Consider the following 18,284-nt stretch of genomic DNA (forward strand, 5'->3'; position numbering starts at 1 on the left):
AAGGATGTTTACAATATATTAACAATGGCTTAATTAAATATTAATAAAGCTCTGTTAATATAATACATGAAAACCCCTTCATCCAAGGAGTAATTTTGGACGAGAATAGTTATGCTGTTCTCGTCACTTCCCTTTTATATTAGTAAACGTTTGTATATATAATAGAAAATAGCCGTTATTTTTCTTCTCTCTATTAGTCATGTTAATATAGAGAGAGGAAAGGAACGGTTTTTTTCTGTGAAAAAAATCATTTCAAATTTGTATGGGGAGGTTTCTGTTTTGGAAAAAAAGGTCGTATTAGTAGATGGTAATAATATCGCGTATCGTGCTTTCTTTGCACTACCGCTTTTAAATAACGACAAAGGTATACATACGAACGCAATTTACGGTTTTACAATGATGTTAATGAGAATATTAGAGGAAGAAAAACCGACGCATATGTTAGTAGCGTTTGATGCGGGTAAAACAACGTTCCGTCATAAAACGTATAGTGATTATAAAGGAGGACGTCAAAAGACTCCACCTGAATTGTCAGAGCAATTCCCGTTTATTCGTGAGATGCTGGATGCATTCAACGTACCGCGTTATGAATTAGAAAATTATGAAGCGGATGACATTATGGGAACGCTAGCGAAAGAAGCAAGTGAACAAGGAGCAAATGTAAAAGTTATTTCAGGAGATAAAGATTTACTTCAGCTTGTTTCTGATAACACGCTTGTATGCATTCCTCGAAAAGGGATTACGGAAGTAGATGAATATACGAAAGAAGCTTTATTTGAGAAATACAGCTTATCACCAAAGCAAATTATCGATATGAAAGGTTTAATGGGAGACCAATCAGATAATATTCCAGGGGTACCAGGAGTTGGTGAAAAAACTGCGATTAAATTGTTAACACAGTTTGGAACGGTTGAAGAAGTTTATGAAAATATAGAGCAAGTAAGCGGGAAAAAATTAAAAGAAAAGCTAGAAGCAAATAAAGACCAAGCTCTTATGAGTAAAGATCTTGCAACTATTATTACAGATGCGCCGATTACGGTGCATGTGGATGATATGGAGTATAAAGGATATGAAGCAAGTGATGTCATTCCAATGTTCGAGAATTTAGGATTTACATCTCTTTTAAATAAACTAGGTGTCACGCCAGAAGAAACGGCTCCAGCTGAATTAGATGATATTACATTTGATATTGTGGAAGAAGTTACAGAAGAAATGCTTCAGCAAGATAGTGCGCTTATTGTTGAAGTGCAAGAAGATAACTATCATAAAGCGGACATTCAAGGTTTTGGTATTCAAAATGAAAATGGTTGTTACTTTATTCAGAAGGACATTGCATTTGCATCGGATGCTTTCAAAGCATGGCTTGCAGATGGAGAAATGAGAAAGCGTACATTTGATGCGAAGCGTGCGATCGTGGCACTTAAATGGAATGATATGGATATGCAAGGGATTGATTTTGATCTATTAATCGCTGCTTATTTACTTGACCCAGCTGATACGGATAAAGATTTCCGTACTGTGGCGAAAATGAAAGAAACGCATGCCGTGAAATCCGATGAAGAAGTTTACGGAAAAGGTGCAAAGCGTGCGGTTCCAGAGCTAGAAGTAGTAGCGGAGCATGTAGCTCGTAAAGTGCACGTATTATATGATGTAAAGCAAACATTCGTAGAAGAGTTACAAAAGAATGAGCAATATGAACTGTTTACAGAGTTAGAATTACCACTTGCGCGTGTATTAGCTGATATGGAAGTAAAAGGTGTAAAAGTTGATACGGAGCGTCTTCGTAATATGGGAGAAGAACTTGCGGGTAGATTAAAGGAAATGGAACAGGAAATTTATAAGCGTGCGGGAACAGAATTTAATATTAATTCACCGAAGCAGCTTGGTGTTATTCTGTTTGAGAACTTAAACTTACCGGTTATTAAAAAGACGAAAACAGGTTATTCTACGTCAGCTGATGTACTAGAAAAGCTTATGGATCGCCATGAAATCATTCCAAACATTTTACATTATCGTCAATTAGGGAAACTAAATTCAACTTATATCGAAGGTTTATTAAAAGTTGTACATGAAGATTCATCTAAAATCCATACTCGTTTCAATCAAGTATTAACACAAACAGGTCGATTAAGTTCAACGGATCCGAACTTGCAAAATATCCCGATTCGATTAGAAGAAGGAAGAAAGATTCGTCAGGCATTTGTTCCATCAGAAGAAGGATGGATTATGTACGCGGCAGATTATTCGCAAATTGAACTTCGTGTATTAGCTCATATTGCAAATGATAAAGGGCTAGTTGACGCGTTCCAACATGACATGGATATTCATACGAAAACAGCTATGGATGTATTTGGCGTTGAAAAAGATGAAGTAACTTCAAATATGAGACGACAAGCGAAAGCTGTTAACTTCGGAATTGTGTATGGTATTAGTGACTACGGTCTTTCACAAAACTTAGGAATTACAAGAAAAGCAGCAGCGGAATTTATTGAAAAGTATTTAGAAAGCTTCCCTGGTGTACAAGAATACATGGACGACATCGTAAAAGATGCGAAACAAAAAGGATATGTGGCTACATTATTAAATCGCCGCCGTTATATTCCGGAAATTACGAGTCGTAATTTCAATTTACGTAGCTTTGCTGAGCGTACAGCTATGAATACACCAATTCAAGGTACTGCAGCAGATATTATTAAAAAAGCGATGATTATTATGGCAGATCGTTTAGAAGAAGAAGGATTACAAGCGCGTCTTCTTCTGCAAGTACACGATGAATTGATATTTGAAGCACCACAAGAAGAAATTGAAAAATTAGAGAAGCTTGTACCAGAAGTAATGGAGCATGCAATTGAACTTGCAGTTCCGCTGAAAGTTGATTATTCTTACGGTCCAACTTGGTACGACGCAAAATAAGGAAGTGATGAGATGCCTGAATTACCAGAGGTTGAAAACGTCAGACGGACACTTGAAAATCTTGTAACAGGAAAAACGATTGAAGATGTTATTGTTACGTATCCGAAAATAGTCAAACGACCGGATGATGCAGAAATTTTTAAAGAAATGCTAAGAGGCGAAAAGATTGAAAATATAAAGCGAAGAGGGAAGTTTTTGCTTTTATATGTAACGAATTATGTTATTGTTTCACACTTGCGTATGGAAGGTAAGTTTTTACTGCATCAAGAGGGTGAACCAATTGATAAGCATACACACGTCCGTTTCTTATTTACAGATGGAACTGAATTACATTATAAAGATGTGAGAAAGTTTGGTACGATGCATCTCTTTAAGAAAGGTGAGGAGTTGAATCAAATGCCTCTTGCTGACCTAGGTCCGGAGCCATTTGATGCTGAATTGACACCGCAGTATTTACAAGAAAGATTGCAAAAGACCAATCGTAAAATAAAAGTTGTATTATTAGACCAGCGTCTTTTAGTAGGGCTTGGAAATATATATGTAGATGAAGTTTTATTCCGCTCTCAAATTCATCCGGAACGAGAAGCGTCGTCTTTAACAGCAGAAGAAATTGAACGAATTTACGAGGCGACTGTTACAACGCTAGGCGAAGCAGTGAAGCGTGGCGGAAGTACAATTCGAACGTATATCAACTCGCAAGGGCAAATTGGTTCGTTCCAAGAACTTCTAAATGTATACGGAAAAAAGGGAGAACCGTGTGTAACTTGCGGTACGATATTAGAAAAAACAGTTGTTGGCGGAAGAGGAACGCATTACTGCCCAATTTGTCAGCCGAGAATATAGAAAAGAGATAACATCGGATAGGCATTTGTCATATACATACAGCAGAGCTATGTATAAGGGAGGAGCTTACCGATGTACCTTTATTTATCTCTTATTTTATTAGCTTTTACATTAAGCTTAGATAGCTGTAGTGTAGGGCTAACATATGGTTTAAGAAGCGTAAGAATTCCACTAAGATCAATTATAATTATCGGAATGTGTTCAGCGGCTGTTATGCTTGTTTCAATGGGAATTGGACATATGATCGCGAAAGTATTTTCACCTGTTATCGCAACGCGTATCGGTGGGCTTGTTCTTATTGGAATAGGAATTTGGGTATTATACCAATTTTTTCGAAGTGAGAAGAAAGAAGAACCGAAGCAAGAGGAGAAGGTATGGAAATTAGAAATTGCTTCGCTCGGGCTAGTGATTCAAATTTTACGGAAACCGACTGTTGCAGATTTTGATAAATCAGGCACCATTTCTGCAGGAGAAGCGTTACTTCTTGGTATCGCTCTTTCTATAGATTCGTTCGGTGCTGGAATTGGTGCATCTTTATTAGGGTATGCACCTGCTATGATGGCGATGTTAGTTGCGGTTATGAGTTCTTTGTTTTTATTTATTGGAATGAAACTTGGAACGGTTTTATCAAATATGAAATGGTTACAAAAATTTACATTCCTGCCTGGGGTATTACTCATTATTATTGGAATTTGGAAAATGTAAGTATGGGCGTGGAACATTAGTTTCGCGCCTTTTATATTGTGAGGAGGATTATTATGACAGTAGTAATTGGATTAACGGGAGGCATTGCAAGCGGGAAAAGTACGGTATCAGACATGTTTCGTGAACTGAGTATACCAGTTATTGATGCGGATATTATTGCGAGAGAAGTTGTAGAGCGGGGAAAACCAGCATATAACAAAATAGTAGAAGTGTTTGGAACGGAAGTATTACAAGATGATGGAGAACTGGACCGGCCGAAATTAGGAAGTATCGTTTTCCATAATGAAGAAAAACGATTGCAGTTAAATAAAATTGTTCATCCTGCAGTGCGTGAGGAAATGAATATGCAAAAGGAAATGTACATAAAGGAAGGCATGCAAGCGGTTGTGTTAGATATTCCTCTTCTGTTTGAAGGGAAATTAACAAGCCTTGTTGATCGTGTTTTAGTTGTAGCAGTTAAGCCACATACGCAATTAGAACGTTTAATGAAACGAAATAATTTTTCAGAAGAAGAAGCAACGGCGCGTATTCAATCTCAAATGCCATTAGAAGAAAAAGTGAAGAATGCAGATGAAGTGATAAATAATGATGGCACAATTATGGGAACGAAAACACAATTACAGGTGATTTTAAAGAATTGGAACATTATTGACTAAAAAATTGTGAAATTAATGAAAATGCTTAGTGACATATCCCCTTTTTGTGTTATACTATTATTGGGATTGGAGATAAATAGTATAACGCATTCAAGGGGGATAACATATTATGACTCGTGTGGCAATTAATGGATTTGGACGTATTGGGAGAATGGTATTTCGTCAGGCAATAAAAGAAAGCGCATTCGAAATTGTAGCAATCAATGCAAGCTATCCATCTGAAACGTTAGCACATTTAATTAAATATGATACAGTTCACGGTAAGTTTGACGGAACAGTAGAAGCATTTGAAGATCACTTATTAGTTGATGGGAAAATGATTCGCCTTTTAAACAACCGCGATCCAAAGGAATTGCCTTGGACAGATTTAGGTGTTGAAGTTGTAATTGAAGCAACTGGTAAATTTAATTCAAAAGAAAAAGCAATTCTTCATGTTGAAGCTGGAGCGAAAAAAGTTATTTTAACAGCGCCTGGTAAAAATGAAGATGTAACAATTGTAGTTGGTGTGAACGAAGACCAATTAGATATTACAAAACATACTGTTATTTCAAATGCATCTTGCACAACAAACTGTTTAGCGCCTGTTGTTAAGGTGTTAGATGAGCAGTTTGGAATTGAAAACGGTTTAATGACAACCGTTCACGCTTATACAAATGACCAAAAAAATATTGATAACCCACATAAAGATTTAAGAAGAGCGCGTGCTTGCGGACAATCAATCATTCCGACAACGACAGGTGCTGCGAAAGCGCTTGCAAAAGTTCTTCCACACTTAAACGGAAAACTTCATGGTATGGCACTTCGTGTACCAACACCAAACGTGTCTCTTGTTGACTTAGTAGTAGATGTAAAACGTGATGTGACAGTTGAAGCTATTAATGAAGCATTCAAAACTGTTGCAAACGGTGCATTAAAAGGTATTGTAGAGTTCAGCGAAGAGCCTTTAGTATCTATTGACTTCAATACAAATACACACTCAGCTATTATTGATGGTTTATCTACAATGGTAATGGGTGATCGTAAAGTAAAAGTACTTGCTTGGTATGATAACGAGTGGGGCTACTCTCGTCGTGTTGTAGATCTTGTAACGTTAGTTGTTGACGAATTAGCGAAGCAAGAAAATGTGCAACATATTTAAGTGAATAAGGGAGAGGGCAAGTGAATATTTGCCCTCTTTTTTTTAATTTTTTCTGAAAAGGAAAAAAATTATAGGAGTATATTTTGAAAGTGGACATACCACGAAACGTTGTGATTACTGTATTTGTGAATCATTTATTTTTTTTAGGGAAAAGTAAAGAGGAAAATATGACAGAAAATCGAAAAAACTGTTGTTGCAAAATGAAAATAAACAAAGTATACTAACACTCGTAAACTTAAGAGCTGAGGTACGTAGTCACTACTTAAAGGGTTAGGACCTCTCTGGACTAACTTTCCCCCGTGGTAGTGGAGCAAGCCAAATTGCAAATTAGTTTTCAATTCGAACAGTTAGAATAAATTTACAAGGGGGAACTGTAGAATGGATACTATGGATACGATGGGTCGTCACGTGATCGCTGAACTTTGGGATTGCGATTTCGACAAGCTTAATGACATGCCGTATATTGAACAATTATTTGTGGATGCAGCACTGAGAGCTGGTGCTGAAGTGCGTGAGGTGGCTTTCCATAAATTTGCACCACAAGGTGTAAGTGGAGTAGTAATTATCTCGGAATCACATTTAACAATTCATAGCTTTCCGGAGCACGGTTACGCAAGTATCGATGTTTATACTTGTGGGGATCGTATTGATCCAAATGTTGCTGCAGAATATATTGCAGAAGGTTTAAACGCGAAAACGCGTGAGAGCATCGAGCTTCCTCGAGGCACTGGTAGCTTCGAAATTAAGCAGAGAGAAACAAAAGCTCTTTAAAAAAGAACATAATTGATTTAAAATGTAAAGAGGTGTATAATGCACCTCTTTTTTAGTTTATAAAAAAGGAAAAATATAACGTACTCGTTAGTTAGATAAATTGAGCTCTTATGAATAAGTTAACGCCGCGTCTATCATCTTATTTTTGAAAACGAGATGATAAAATAATGTGCGTAAACTTAAAGTGGTAAGAGAGTTAGAATGAGTTATATAATATTGTATATATATTGTCAGATGAAGTAAGTAGAGGAAAAATAAAGAGTATAGTGTAAAGGAGTGAATATATTGCGTTGTCCATCCTGTTCTCATAATGGTACAAGAGTGTTAGATTCGCGTCCGGTAGACGAGGGGCGCTCTATTCGAAGAAGGAGAGAGTGTGAAAGTTGTTTAAGTCGCTTTACGACATTTGAAAGAGTAGAAGAGTCACCTCTTATCGTTGTAAAAAAAGAAGGAACACGTGAAGAGTTTAATAAAGAAAAGATTTTGCGCGGTTTAATTAAAGCGTGCGAAAAAAGACCAGTATCTTTAAGGCAATTAGAAGAAGTAACTCAAAGTGTGGAACGTGAACTTCGTAATTTAGGTATATCAGAAGTGAAAAGTGATATGATTGGTGAAATTGTTATGGAAGAACTGCGTGATATTGATGATGTTGCTTACGTGCGTTTTGCTTCTGTATATCGCCAATTCAAAGATTTAAATGTATTTATTGAAGAATTAAAAGATATACTGCAAAAAGAAAGAGAGTAGAAGTTCTATTTTATTCTCTTTACATACCGTAAGGAATGAGATAAGAGAGCTAGAAGCGAAAGCTAATAGCTCTTTTTCGCTAAGAAATTATATAATGAAGATAGAATGAATGAAGTAGAGGATAGATTGGATGAGAGAAAGGAAAAGCAAGAATGGAAAAACAGTCATGGATGGAGCTATTGCCAATTGATCGTTACAAAGTAAGTGCGAAAGGGTTACTGCATAATTACGACCGAAAAGTGTTAACGATGTTGTATCAGCCGTTAATAGGTAGTAGAGCTTTTAGCTTGTATATGACGCTATGGGGAGAGTTAGAGCAAGATCGTGTGTTTGGAAAAGAGAATACACATCATTCCCTTATGGTGACCATGCAAATGCAGCTTCCTGAAGTATATGAGGAACGAGTAAAGTTAGAGGCAATTGGGCTTTTGAAGGTATATATTAAGAAAGAAAAAGATATTCGAATGTTTATATACGAATTGCAACCACCTTTATCTCCGAAACAGTTTTTTGATGATATTGTGTTAAGCATCTTTTTATACAATCGATTGAGTCGGACAAAATATAATCAAGTAAAGCAATATTTCTTAGAAGAAGAATTTGATTTTGTTTCTTATGAAAATGTTACGCGTTCTTTCAATGATGTGTTTGGTTCGTTTAATCCAGGACAGCTTGAGCATGCGCAAGAAGATCTTCGTATTCCAAAAACGACAGCTATGCCAAGTAACGAGAAGGGAGACGCTCCAAAAGTTTGGAATGATTTCTTTGATTTCTCCTTATTTGTAGATGGCTTGTCCGCGCTTGTCCCTAAAAAGGCGATAACAGATCAAGTGCGAGAATGTGTCATTACACTTGCTTACGTGTATGATGTAGATGTGTTATCGATGCAAAATATCGTTCTTGGTACGGTGACAGAGATGCAGACAATTGATATCGAAAGGCTTAGAAAAGGAGCACGTGATTGGTATCAGTTCGAAAACGGTCAAGCGTTACCTGTATTAAGTGAAAGAGTACAACCTCACGCTGCACGTATGATGGAAGGGAAAGAGCCTTCTACGCAAGAAGAGATGTTAATAAAACAGTTAGAGGAAATCTCACCAAAACAACTATTGAAAGAAATCTCTGGTGGTGCAGAGGCGACAAAGGCTGACTTGCAGATTGTTGAAGATGTAATGATCAACCAAAAATTAACGCCAGGTGTTGTGAATGTACTTATTTATTACGTTATGCTACGCTCAGATATGAAACTTGCGAAAACGTATGTGGAGAAAATTGCTGGGCATTGGGCACGTAAAAAGGTCGGTACAGTAGCGGAAGCGATGGCGTTAGCGAAAGAAGAAAATCGTCAATATCAAGAATGGGCTGAGACGAAGAAAAAAGGCCGTACGTCGAAGAAAACGATTAGAAAAGAAATGGTACCAGATTGGCTGAAAGAAGAGCCGAAAGAACAAGAGAAAGAAACAGAAACAGTGAAGAAAGATGTAAGTAAGAAAAAAGATGCAAGTACGTTAGATGATGAACGAAAACGACTAGAAGAAGTGTTAAAAAAATATAAGCGTGATTAATAGAAGAGAATGAACGCTCTTTGAGGTGAGAAAATGGAGCATATTCAAAATTCATTTGCAAAGTTAATGGAAAATAAAAATTTTAAAAATAGATATGAAGTATTAAAGGCGGAAGTGATGGCACATCCGCGTGTGAAAGAATTTATAGACGAACATCAAGGTGAAGTAACGACTTCTATGATTGAGCGCAGCCTTGTGAAGTTATACGAATATATCGGACAAAGTGTAGGTTGCGCAGATTGTCCGGATCTAGGTTCTTGTAAAAACATGCTGCAAGGATATGAGCCAAAGCTCGTTATCCAAGGGAAGATGATTGATATTCAATACGATCGTTGCGTTAGAAAAGTAGCATATGACGAGAGAAAGAAATATGAAAAACTCGTTCAAAGTGTATATATGCCAACTGACATTTTACAGGCAACGATGGAAAACTTAGATCCTTCAGATTTAGATGCGCGTATTGATGCCATTGGTGCAGCCAATGAATTTTTAAGTAAATATGAACCTGGTAAAAAAGTACAAGGTTTATATTTGTACGGTAAATTTGGTGTAGGGAAAACGTATTTGTTAGGAGCAATGGCGAATGAGCTTGCTCAAAAGAAAATAAGTTCGATGCTCGTATACTTCCCTGAATTTCTACGTGAAATTAAAAGTTCGATTCAAGATAATTCGATTGGGGAAAAGATTGATGCGGTGAAACGCGTACAAGTTTTAATGCTAGATGATATCGGAGCAGAAGCGATGTCAAGCTTTGTACGTGACGATGTGCTTGGGGCAATTTTGCAATTCCGTATGTTAGAAAACTTACCGACGTTCTTTACGTCTAACTTTGATTTCAAGGAATTGGAACATCATTTAACGTATACACAGCGTGGAGAAGCAGAACAAATGAAAGCAGCACGTATTATGGAACGAATTAAATATTTAGCGAAGCCAATTCCAATTGGCGGGAAAAACCGACGTCATAAGTAAAGAGTAAGCTGAAAAGCTTGCTCTTTTTTCGTTTTGAACACTTTTTAGACTAGGTGAATTGTAAAACGAAAAGTTCTTATGGAAAATTCATTGTAGCTTGTATCATTTTTTTCTCCCTCCCTTAATATATATAAAATTAGCAAGCCATATCGAGTGGATCTTCTAGCGATAGGAAATGTAATTCTACTAAGAGTGAACTTCACGCGGGACGGACTCTTATAGGATTTGTAACGTATAGATACAATCCTTTAGAGCAGGGATAAAAGGGGGGACAAAAGTGATTGAAATTTGCTTCGAAGAAAAAAATGATGCTATGCATGTATATAGACAACTATTGAAAAGGGCTGAACTGTTATATAAGGAAACGAGTGTGTATTTACAGGAACAAAAAGTGGTGATTCATATACCAGTATGTGAATCGAATTATATTGAAAAGATTTTATTGCCAGTCATGGTATATTTCATTGTGAATGTAAAGCAAAATGAGTGGATTTATACGATCTTAAAAGAAAAGTTTTTTTATGAAGAAGAGGAAGAGTGTCATCAAATATTGCATATGGCACAAGAGATTTTAAAGGGAAGAAGAAAAGGGATTGCTCATGAATTAACACGTCATACATTTGAATCGTATATTAAATCTTCTTTAAATAATTGGCTTTGTGATCCACTTTCGTTCTCGTTTTCATCATATGTTCGTTTTCGCCTTCGTACATATAGGGAAATGGTAGCTAAGCTTGCTGAAGTGTCGATTGATGAGTATAAGTTGGAACAAGAATATCAAATGTTTATTGAGACGCTAAGGCAACAAGTGCGTAGCCGAAAATCACGTTTGTCCTGTGTGCATCTTATTTTTGATGAAAGCTTTATTTTCTATGATGATAAAGGTAGGCGTTTAAAACAGGAGAAATTGGTCCAATATATAGATGAGGAATTATTAAAGCAAAAGGATGTATATATTGATACGAAAGTAATTGCACCACTGCTTTCTATTTCGCCGAAAAAAATTTATTTATATACGAAAGAACAAGACCATAATATGATTATTACTTTGCGAAATGTATTTCAAGAACGGGTCCAATTACATGGATTACATGAGTTTGAGCGCAATGTGAAAAATTTAAAAAATAAAGGTAACGCCCTTGATTTTCTAAGTTTTTGAGCATATAATTACCTACATAAATGAAATATATTGAAATGTCATGATGAGGACATGAGTAGTTTTCTACGATTTTCAGAGAGGGAAGCCTTAGGGTGTGAGCTTCCTAGTACGGGATTATTACTTACCACCTCTAAACTTTAGCAGTGAACGGTTTTTCTAGTAATTGCTAACGGACAACACCGTTATGTTGAACTTGAGCAATTAACAATAAGGTTAATTGGAACAAGGGTGGAACCACGAATTCAACACTCGTCCCTTTTTACGGGATGAGTGTTTTTTATTTTGAAAAAAAGAGGAGTGACCAGTGATGGCAGATGTAGTTAAAATTACTTTCCCTGATGGAGCTGTGAAGGAGTTTCCAAAAGGCGTAACAACTGAAGAAATCGCAGCTTCTATTAGCCCAGGCTTAAAGAAAAAAGCTGTGGCTGGAAAATTAAACGATGAGATGATCGATCTTGTTACACCAATCGAAGAAGATGGTGCAGTTTCTATTATTACATTAGATTCTGAAGATGGCTTATACATTTTACGCCATTCAACAGCCCACCTTTTAGCGCAAGCGTTAAAACGTTTATATAAAGATGCTAAGCTTGAGCTTGGTATTGGTCCAGTAATCGAAAATGGCTTCTACTACGATATTGATATGGAAGAAGCAATTACAGTTGAAGACTTCAAGAAAATTGAAAAAGAAATGCAAAAAATCGTGAACGAGAACTTAGAAATCGTTCGTCATGAAGTACCACGTGCAGAAGCACTTCGTCGCTTTGAAGAAATCGGCGATGAGTTAAAATTAGATTTAATTAACGATCTTCCAGAAGATGCGGTTATTTCAATCTATGAGCAAGGCGAATTCTTCGACCTTTGCCGTGGTGTTCACCTTCCATCTACAGGGAAAATTAAAGTATTTAAATTATTAAGCGTTGCAGGTGCTTACTGGCGCGGCGACAGCAATAATAAAATGTTACAACGTATTTACGGTACTGCATTCGTTAAGAAAGCAGAATTAGATGAGCACTTACGTATGCTTGAAGAAGCGAAAGAGCGCGATCACCGTAAATTAGGTAAAGAATTAAAACTATTTACTAATAGCCAAAAAGTAGGACAAGGTTTACCACTTTGGTTACCAAAAGGTGCAACTATTCGCCGTATTATCGAGCGTTACATCGTTGATAAAGAAGCAAGCTTAGGCTATGATCACGTATACACTCCAGTACTAGGAAGCAGAGAGCTTTATGAAACTTCTGGTCACTGGAATCACTACCGTGATGGTATGTTCCCATCAATGGAAATGGATAATGAAGAGTTAGTTCTTCGTCCAATGAACTGCCCTCACCACATGATGGTTTATAAAAATGATATTCACAGCTACCGTGAATTACCAATCCGTATTGCGGAACTTGGAACAATGCACCGCTATGAAATGTCAGGTGCGTTATCTGGATTACAACGTGTACGCGGAATGACTTTAAACGATGCGCACATTTTCGTTCGCCCAGATCAAATTAAAGAAGAGTTAAAACGTGTTGTAAACTTAACGCTAGAAGTGTACAAAGATTTCGGTTTAGAGAACTATTCATTCCGCCTATCTTACCGTGACCCAGCTGATACTAAAAAGTACTATGCTGATGACGAGATGTGGGAAAAAGCGCAAGGTATGTTAAAAGAAGCTATGGATGAAATGGGTCTTGATTACTATGAAGCTGAAGGTGAAGCGGCATTCTACGGTCCAAAACTTGACGTTCAAGTTCGTACTGCTCTTGGAAAAGACGAAACACTTTCAACTGTACAATTAGACTTCTTACTTCCAGAACGCTTTGAATTAGCTTACGTTGGTGAAGACGGTAAACAACATCGTCCAGTTGTAATTCACCGTGGTGTTGTATCAACTATGGAACGTTTCGTAGCCTTCTTAATTGAAGAATACAAAGGTGCATTCCCAACTTGGTTAGCTCCAGTTCAAGCACAAGTAATTCCAGTTTCTCCGCAAGTACATTTAGACTATGCGAAGAAAGTACAAGATGAATTACGTCGTGCTGGCATCCGTGTTGAATTAGATACTCGTGAAGAGAAGATCGGTTACAAAATCCGTGAAGCACAAATGCAAAAAATTCCGTACATGCTTGTAGTAGGTGACAATGAAGTAACTGAAAACGGCGTAAACGTACGTAAATACGGTGAACAAAAATCAGAAACAATCGCATTAGATGCTTTTGTTGATATGATTAAAGTAGAAGGAAAACGATAAGACAGAGCCGCGGTATACCGCGGCTTTCGTATGTATTATAAAAAAGAAAAACTAGAAAAAATAACCAAACAATACTTATCATAAAAAAGTATTGCAAGTATGTTAGTTGTTTGTTACAATATTTCTTGTTGTTAGTAAAACACATCGCGTCTTCTTGACAGACGTCATGTCCTATGATAAACTCATCAAGGATAATAGAATATTGTTTTGTGGAACAAGTAGAAGCACCCGCTTCTCACCTGATGGACGCATTCGCAGTTTACAGGTAAATGTATTTCTTACTTAAGAATTTACAAGTGTGGGTGTCGTATGCCCGCACTTTTTTTGTCGGGTTCTATGACTACAAAATATGTTCTGAGAAAACCTTGGAGGTGGCTTACTATTAGCAAGGATATGATGATTAACGAGCAAATTCGTGCACGTGAAGTACGTTTAGTTGGTGCCAATGGCGATCAACTTGGAATCAAGTCTCGTAATGACGCTTTAGACTTAGCTGCAAATCTTAATCTTGATTTAGTATTAGTTGCTCCAAATGCGAAACCGCCAGTATGCCGCATTATGGACTACGGTAAATTCCGCTTTGAGCAACAGAAGAAAGAAAAAGAACAGCGCAAAAATCAAAAAGTAATTAGCATGAAAGAAGTTCGTTTAAGTCCAACAATTGATGAACACGACTTTAACACAAAACTTCGTAATGCTATCAAGTTTTTAGAGAAAGGCGACAAGGTTAAAGCGTCAATTCGCTTTAAAGGACGTGCCATTACTCATAAAGAAATCGGTCAACGTGTTTTAGATCGCTTCTCAGAAGCTTGTGCTGAAGTTAGTACAATTGAATCTAAGCCTAAAATGGAAGGACGTAGTATGTTCTTAGTTTTAGCACCGAAAAACGATAAGTAATAGATAGAGGAGGAAATACCTATGCCTAAACAAAAAACTCATCGCGGCTCTGCAAAGCGTTTCAAAAAGACTGGATCAGGTAAACTGAAACGTTCTCACGCTTACACAAGCCATTTATTCGCTAACAAATCTACAAAAGCTAAACGTAAACTACGTAAAGCTGGTGTAGTAAGCGCTGGTGACTTCAAACGCATTCGTCAAATGCTTGACAACTTAAAATAAGTTCGGCTGATATATAGAACAATTAGGAGGTAATATTATGCCAAGAGTAAAAGGTGGTACAGTTACTCGTCAACGTCGTAAAAAAGTTATAAAATTAGCAAAAGGTTACTACGGTTCTAAGAGTACATTATTCAAGGTTGCTAACCAACAGGTTATGAAATCTCTAATGTATGCATTCCGTGACCGTCGTCAAAAGAAACGTGACTTCCGTAAATTATGGATTACACGTATCAACGCGGCAGCTCGTATGAATGGTCTTTCTTACAGCCGCTTAATGCACGGTCTTAAAAATGCTGGCATCGAAGTTAACCGCAAGATGCTTGCTGACTTAGCTGTTCATGACGAAAAAGCTTTCGCTGAATTAGCAACAGTTGCAAAAAACAACATTAACTAATTAATTAGTTGAAACCTTAGAAGATTTTTCTTCTAAGGTTTTTTTATTTGTATGCAAAGAGAAGTATGTCGTTATCGATATGACAAAATCAATATAAAAGCTATAGCGATATAGAAGAATATATATATAAAGCCAGGAGAATTCTCCTGGCTTTTTTCAATTATCTCCCTTTGGAAAGAAGAGTATCTTTCCTACCTGAAACGACACTGCTATAATGGAAAGATGATATGGAACTTTCATCAGATAAAATAAATTTTTTTATCAGTGGACAATCCCCGGATAATGATTAACTATCACCAATCGGAGTGAACAATCTAATCGTGATGATTGAAACGTATTTGTAAATTAAGGACAAGCTATTTTGTAAAGAGATAAATGGCTGACTTATTAATAAGAAACGAAAAATAATAATGAACTTTGAGATGAAACAACATTGTTGCGTAAAATGCGATGTTGGAGGAGGACAATAGAATGGACTTACTACAACTATTTAAATTACAGAAAGAATTAGATGACCGTATTGTGAAAGAGCATGGCTTACAACCGAAAAAATTGTTAAAAGAAAAAATGTTAGCTCTTCTTGTAGAAATTGGAGAACTTGCAAATGAAACACGTTGTTTTAAATATTGGAGCAACAAACCAGCATCAGAACGTGAAGTAATATTAGAAGAATACGTAGATGGTTTGCATTTTATTTTATCAATCGGAATTGATTTAGGTATTGATAAAAACTTCCTATTCTATAAGTGTGCACAAACGAATAAAACACAAGTAGAAATTTTCTTAGACACATATGCGAAGGTGATTCGCTTTACAGATCAACCATCTATTACGAACTATATTGAATTATTTACAAGCTACCTTCGTCTTGGACAAGCGCTAGAGTTTGAACAAGAAGAGATTGAAAAGGCATATTTAGATAAAAACGAAGTAAATCATGAGCGTCAAACACAAGGATACTAATTTAATTTTTGAATATTTCAATTTCCTTTTGTATAATGAAGTGACTGAAGAAAAAGGAGGGTGTTGGCAATGACAAAATTAGACGCGACATTGACAATGCTAAAAGAATTAACAGATGCACGTGGTATTGCGGGTAACGAGCGTGAACCACGCGAAGTAATGAAGAAATATATTGAGCCGTTTGCGGACGAACTTTCTACTGATAATTTAGGAAGCTTAGTTGCGAAAAAAGTAGGGGAAGAAAACGGCCCGAAAATTATGGTTGCAGGTCATTTAGATGAAGTTGGCTTTATGATTACGCAAATTGATGACAAAGGCTTCCTTCGTTTCCAAACAGTTGGTGGCTGGTGGTCACAAGTTATGCTTGCACAGCGTGTGACAATTGTAACGCGTAAAGGAGATGTAACAGGTGTAATTGGTTCAAAACCACCGCACATCTTACCTCCAGAAGCGCGTAAAAAACCAGTAGATATTAAAGACATGTTCATCGATATTGGTGCTTCTAGCCAAGAAGAGGCAATGGAGTGGGGCGTACGACCAGGAGATCAAGTTGTACCTTACTTTGAATTCCAAGTGATGAAGAATGAAAAAATGTTACTTGCAAAAGCATGGGATAACCGAATTGGTTGTGCAATTGCAATTGACGTATTAAAACAATTAAAAGATGAAAAGCATCCAAACGTTGTATATGGCGTAGGGACTGTACAAGAAGAAGTCGGTCTTCGTGGTGCGAAAACATCTGCAAACTATATTAAACCAGATATCGCGTTCGCAGTAGATGTTGGTATCGCTGGTGACACGCCTGGTGTAACGGCAAAAGAAGCGCAAAGTAAAATGGGTGATGGACCACAGATTATTTTATATGATGCGTCTGTTATTGGTCATACTGGTTTACGTGACTTTGTAGTTGATGTTGCTGACGAATTAGAAATTCCATATCAATATGATTCAGTAGCGGGCGGTGGAACGGATGCAGGTGCAATTCACATTGCTGTAAATGGTATCCCGTCTATGGCAATTACGATTGCAACGCGCTACATTCATTCTCATGCGGCAATGTTACACCGTGATGACTATGAAAATGCAGTGAAGTTAATTGTAGAAGTTATTAAACGTCTTGATAAAGAGGCTGTACATAACATTACATTTAATTAATAGAAAAAGCGAAGGAGCCTCTCCTTCGCTTTTTTATGTTTTAAAAAGGTCGCTCTAATCCAGCGGCAGTATGAGCTCCTAAAATAATTAAACGAGTTAATTGCATGGCCATAAAATGCGGAGTGTATATCATCCCTCTTTTTAACCATGACATAATCATCCCGATATGAGCTCCTGTCACATAGCTAATCAAAATGTCACGAGGAACCATAAGATCTTTATCATCTGGCTGTGAAATCGATAAGCTTAACGTTAAATGAGTTTGTATTGTTTTCATCATTTTATAAGAGTAGTTTCCAGCGGCTTTATCACCAAGCATAACGTTATAGAAGTTCACATTTTCTGCAATATGTTCGAACAAAGCTAAAAAGGTTGGATTTGGTGAATCAAATGTAAGTTGAAACTCTTCTTTATTTCTATTTTTTGGTTTAATAACTTCTGTTAATTTCTCTAACATTTCTTCGATGCTTTTGTCTAATAGGTCATACTTATCATGGTAATGGCTATAAAACGTAGCACGATTTACAGGAGCACGTTCTGCGATATGTTGAACAGTTACATCGTCAAATCCTTTTTCGCCTACTAAAGCGACAAAAGCATCCTGTATGAGTTGTCTCGTCCGCTTTACACGTGGATCATTTGTATTTTTAATAGACATTTTTACTTCTCCTCGTTTAATTTTATATACTTAAACAACATATTGTTATTATATTGTTGTTTAAGCAACATTTCATACGTAAATTGTCGGTTGTAGATTCGAAATAATTATTTATAATTATAAACGATAGTCCTTCAGAAATCAGCACCGCTCGCAGGTAGATAAATTTCGATTTACACCGCAGATGGTGTGATTTTTTTGTTTAAAAGTTAATATAATTAACAATTAAACAGTCTAAACAATAAGGACGTAAATAGTTTAGAAAAAAATTATATGCGATA

The 18,284-nt window shown here is 36.6% G+C and carries 17 protein-coding genes and 2 other annotated features; of the genes, 16 read left to right on the top strand and 1 reads right to left on the bottom strand.

From position 1 onward, the window contains the following. Nucleotides 1–279 precede the first annotated feature (279 nt). From polA to BAQ44_RS02170, 16 genes are all read left to right on the top strand, one after another. Nucleotides 280–2,913, top strand: coding sequence for a DNA polymerase I (polA, locus tag BAQ44_RS02095; protein WP_071720490.1), 2,634 nt, complete (start codon nucleotides 280–282; stop codon nucleotides 2,911–2,913). A 12-nt stretch (nucleotides 2,914–2,925) separates the two neighbouring features. Continuing rightward, nucleotides 2,926–3,756, top strand: a complete 831-nt coding sequence (mutM, locus tag BAQ44_RS02100; RefSeq protein WP_061677047.1) for a DNA-formamidopyrimidine glycosylase — start codon at nucleotides 2,926–2,928, stop codon at nucleotides 3,754–3,756. 72 nt (nucleotides 3,757–3,828) lie between these two features. Continuing rightward, a complete protein-coding gene (gene ytaF / locus BAQ44_RS02105) occupies nucleotides 3,829–4,461 on the top strand; it encodes a sporulation membrane protein YtaF (RefSeq protein WP_061677048.1) in 633 nt (210 codons plus the stop codon). Nucleotides 4,462–4,514: 53 nt separating this feature from the next. Next, nucleotides 4,515–5,117, top strand: coding sequence for a dephospho-CoA kinase (coaE, locus tag BAQ44_RS02110; protein WP_071720491.1), 603 nt, complete (start codon nucleotides 4,515–4,517; stop codon nucleotides 5,115–5,117). 109 nt (nucleotides 5,118–5,226) lie between these two features. Next, nucleotides 5,227–6,255: a glyceraldehyde-3-phosphate dehydrogenase gene (locus BAQ44_RS02115; protein WP_061677050.1), complete on the top strand. Its 1,029-nt coding sequence runs from the start codon at nucleotides 5,227–5,229 to the stop codon at nucleotides 6,253–6,255. A 387-nt stretch (nucleotides 6,256–6,642) separates the two neighbouring features. Beyond that, complete coding sequence (gene speD / locus BAQ44_RS02120; protein ID WP_002003660.1) at nucleotides 6,643–7,026, top strand: adenosylmethionine decarboxylase; 384 nt, start codon at nucleotides 6,643–6,645, stop codon at nucleotides 7,024–7,026. Nucleotides 7,027–7,311: 285 nt separating this feature from the next. After that, nucleotides 7,312–7,773 (top strand): transcriptional regulator NrdR, encoded by a 462-nt coding sequence (nrdR, locus tag BAQ44_RS02125; RefSeq protein ID WP_001203687.1) that lies wholly within the window; start codon nucleotides 7,312–7,314, stop codon nucleotides 7,771–7,773. Nucleotides 7,774–7,925: 152 nt separating this feature from the next. Next, nucleotides 7,926–9,338: a replication initiation and membrane attachment family protein gene (locus tag BAQ44_RS02130; RefSeq protein WP_071720492.1), complete on the top strand. Its 1,413-nt coding sequence runs from the start codon at nucleotides 7,926–7,928 to the stop codon at nucleotides 9,336–9,338. Nucleotides 9,339–9,371: 33 nt separating this feature from the next. Beyond that, on the top strand, nucleotides 9,372–10,310 hold the full coding sequence (gene dnaI / locus BAQ44_RS02135; protein WP_071720494.1) for a primosomal protein DnaI: 939 nt from the start codon (nucleotides 9,372–9,374) through the stop codon (nucleotides 10,308–10,310). A 277-nt stretch (nucleotides 10,311–10,587) separates the two neighbouring features. After that, nucleotides 10,588–11,469, top strand: a complete 882-nt coding sequence (ytxC, locus tag BAQ44_RS02140) for a putative sporulation protein YtxC (RefSeq protein WP_063262656.1) — start codon at nucleotides 10,588–10,590, stop codon at nucleotides 11,467–11,469. A 31-nt stretch (nucleotides 11,470–11,500) separates the two neighbouring features. After that, nucleotides 11,501–11,729, top strand: a binding site (T-box leader). A gap of 47 nt (nucleotides 11,730–11,776) precedes the next feature. Beyond that, entirely contained in the window at nucleotides 11,777–13,714 is a 1,938-nt protein-coding gene (gene thrS / locus BAQ44_RS02145) for a threonine--tRNA ligase (RefSeq protein ID WP_000786073.1), read from the top strand. A 210-nt stretch (nucleotides 13,715–13,924) separates the two neighbouring features. Continuing rightward, nucleotides 13,925–14,045 (top strand) — a sequence feature (ribosomal protein L20 leader region). 62 nt (nucleotides 14,046–14,107) lie between these two features. After that, entirely contained in the window at nucleotides 14,108–14,611 is a 504-nt protein-coding gene (gene infC, locus BAQ44_RS02150; protein WP_000973214.1) for a translation initiation factor IF-3, read from the top strand. A gap of 21 nt (nucleotides 14,612–14,632) precedes the next feature. After that, nucleotides 14,633–14,833: a 50S ribosomal protein L35 gene (rpmI, locus tag BAQ44_RS02155; RefSeq protein ID WP_001125946.1), complete on the top strand. Its 201-nt coding sequence runs from the start codon at nucleotides 14,633–14,635 to the stop codon at nucleotides 14,831–14,833. 37 nt (nucleotides 14,834–14,870) lie between these two features. After that, a complete protein-coding gene (gene rplT / locus BAQ44_RS02160; RefSeq protein ID WP_001138364.1) occupies nucleotides 14,871–15,227 on the top strand; it encodes a 50S ribosomal protein L20 in 357 nt (118 codons plus the stop codon). Nucleotides 15,228–15,698: 471 nt separating this feature from the next. Beyond that, a complete protein-coding gene (locus BAQ44_RS02165) occupies nucleotides 15,699–16,190 on the top strand; it encodes a dUTP diphosphatase (RefSeq protein ID WP_061677053.1) in 492 nt (163 codons plus the stop codon). Between the two features lie 69 nt (nucleotides 16,191–16,259). Beyond that, nucleotides 16,260–17,345: a M42 family metallopeptidase gene (locus BAQ44_RS02170; protein ID WP_000163547.1), complete on the top strand. Its 1,086-nt coding sequence runs from the start codon at nucleotides 16,260–16,262 to the stop codon at nucleotides 17,343–17,345. A 40-nt stretch (nucleotides 17,346–17,385) separates the two neighbouring features. On the opposite strand, the gene BAQ44_RS02175 is transcribed toward BAQ44_RS02170, so the two are convergent. After that, on the bottom strand, nucleotides 17,386–18,003 hold the full coding sequence (locus BAQ44_RS02175) for a TetR/AcrR family transcriptional regulator (protein ID WP_000023656.1): 618 nt from the start codon (nucleotides 18,001–18,003) through the stop codon (nucleotides 17,386–17,388). Between the last annotated feature and the right edge of the window lie 281 nt (nucleotides 18,004–18,284).

The sequence above is a fragment of the Bacillus mobilis genome (assembly GCF_001884045.1).
GTDB lineage: Bacteria > Bacillota > Bacilli > Bacillales > Bacillaceae_G > Bacillus_A > Bacillus_A mobilis.

Excerpts from the sequence above, each read along its gene's own strand:
- rplT (WP_001138364.1), top strand. The coding sequence starts at position 14,871 with ATGCCAAGAGTAAAAGGTGGTACAGTTACTCGTCAACGTCGTAAAAAA.
- BAQ44_RS02130 (WP_071720492.1), top strand. The coding sequence starts at position 7,926 with ATGGAAAAACAGTCATGGATGGAGCTATTGCCAATTGATCGTTACAAA.
- infC (WP_000973214.1), top strand. The coding sequence starts at position 14,108 with ATGATGATTAACGAGCAAATTCGTGCACGTGAAGTACGTTTAGTTGGT.
- BAQ44_RS02175 (WP_000023656.1), bottom strand. The coding sequence starts at position 18,003 with ATGTCTATTAAAAATACAAATGATCCACGTGTAAAGCGGACGAGACAA.
- thrS (WP_000786073.1), top strand. The coding sequence starts at position 11,777 with ATGGCAGATGTAGTTAAAATTACTTTCCCTGATGGAGCTGTGAAGGAG.
- dnaI (WP_071720494.1), top strand. The coding sequence starts at position 9,372 with ATGGAGCATATTCAAAATTCATTTGCAAAGTTAATGGAAAATAAAAAT.
- mutM (WP_061677047.1), top strand. The coding sequence starts at position 2,926 with ATGCCTGAATTACCAGAGGTTGAAAACGTCAGACGGACACTTGAAAAT.
- BAQ44_RS02170 (WP_000163547.1), top strand. The coding sequence starts at position 16,260 with ATGACAAAATTAGACGCGACATTGACAATGCTAAAAGAATTAACAGAT.
- speD (WP_002003660.1), top strand. The coding sequence starts at position 6,643 with ATGGATACGATGGGTCGTCACGTGATCGCTGAACTTTGGGATTGCGAT.
- coaE (WP_071720491.1), top strand. The coding sequence starts at position 4,515 with ATGACAGTAGTAATTGGATTAACGGGAGGCATTGCAAGCGGGAAAAGT.
- ytaF (WP_061677048.1), top strand. The coding sequence starts at position 3,829 with ATGTACCTTTATTTATCTCTTATTTTATTAGCTTTTACATTAAGCTTA.
- BAQ44_RS02165 (WP_061677053.1), top strand. The coding sequence starts at position 15,699 with ATGGACTTACTACAACTATTTAAATTACAGAAAGAATTAGATGACCGT.
- rpmI (WP_001125946.1), top strand. The coding sequence starts at position 14,633 with ATGCCTAAACAAAAAACTCATCGCGGCTCTGCAAAGCGTTTCAAAAAG.
- BAQ44_RS02115 (WP_061677050.1), top strand. The coding sequence starts at position 5,227 with ATGACTCGTGTGGCAATTAATGGATTTGGACGTATTGGGAGAATGGTA.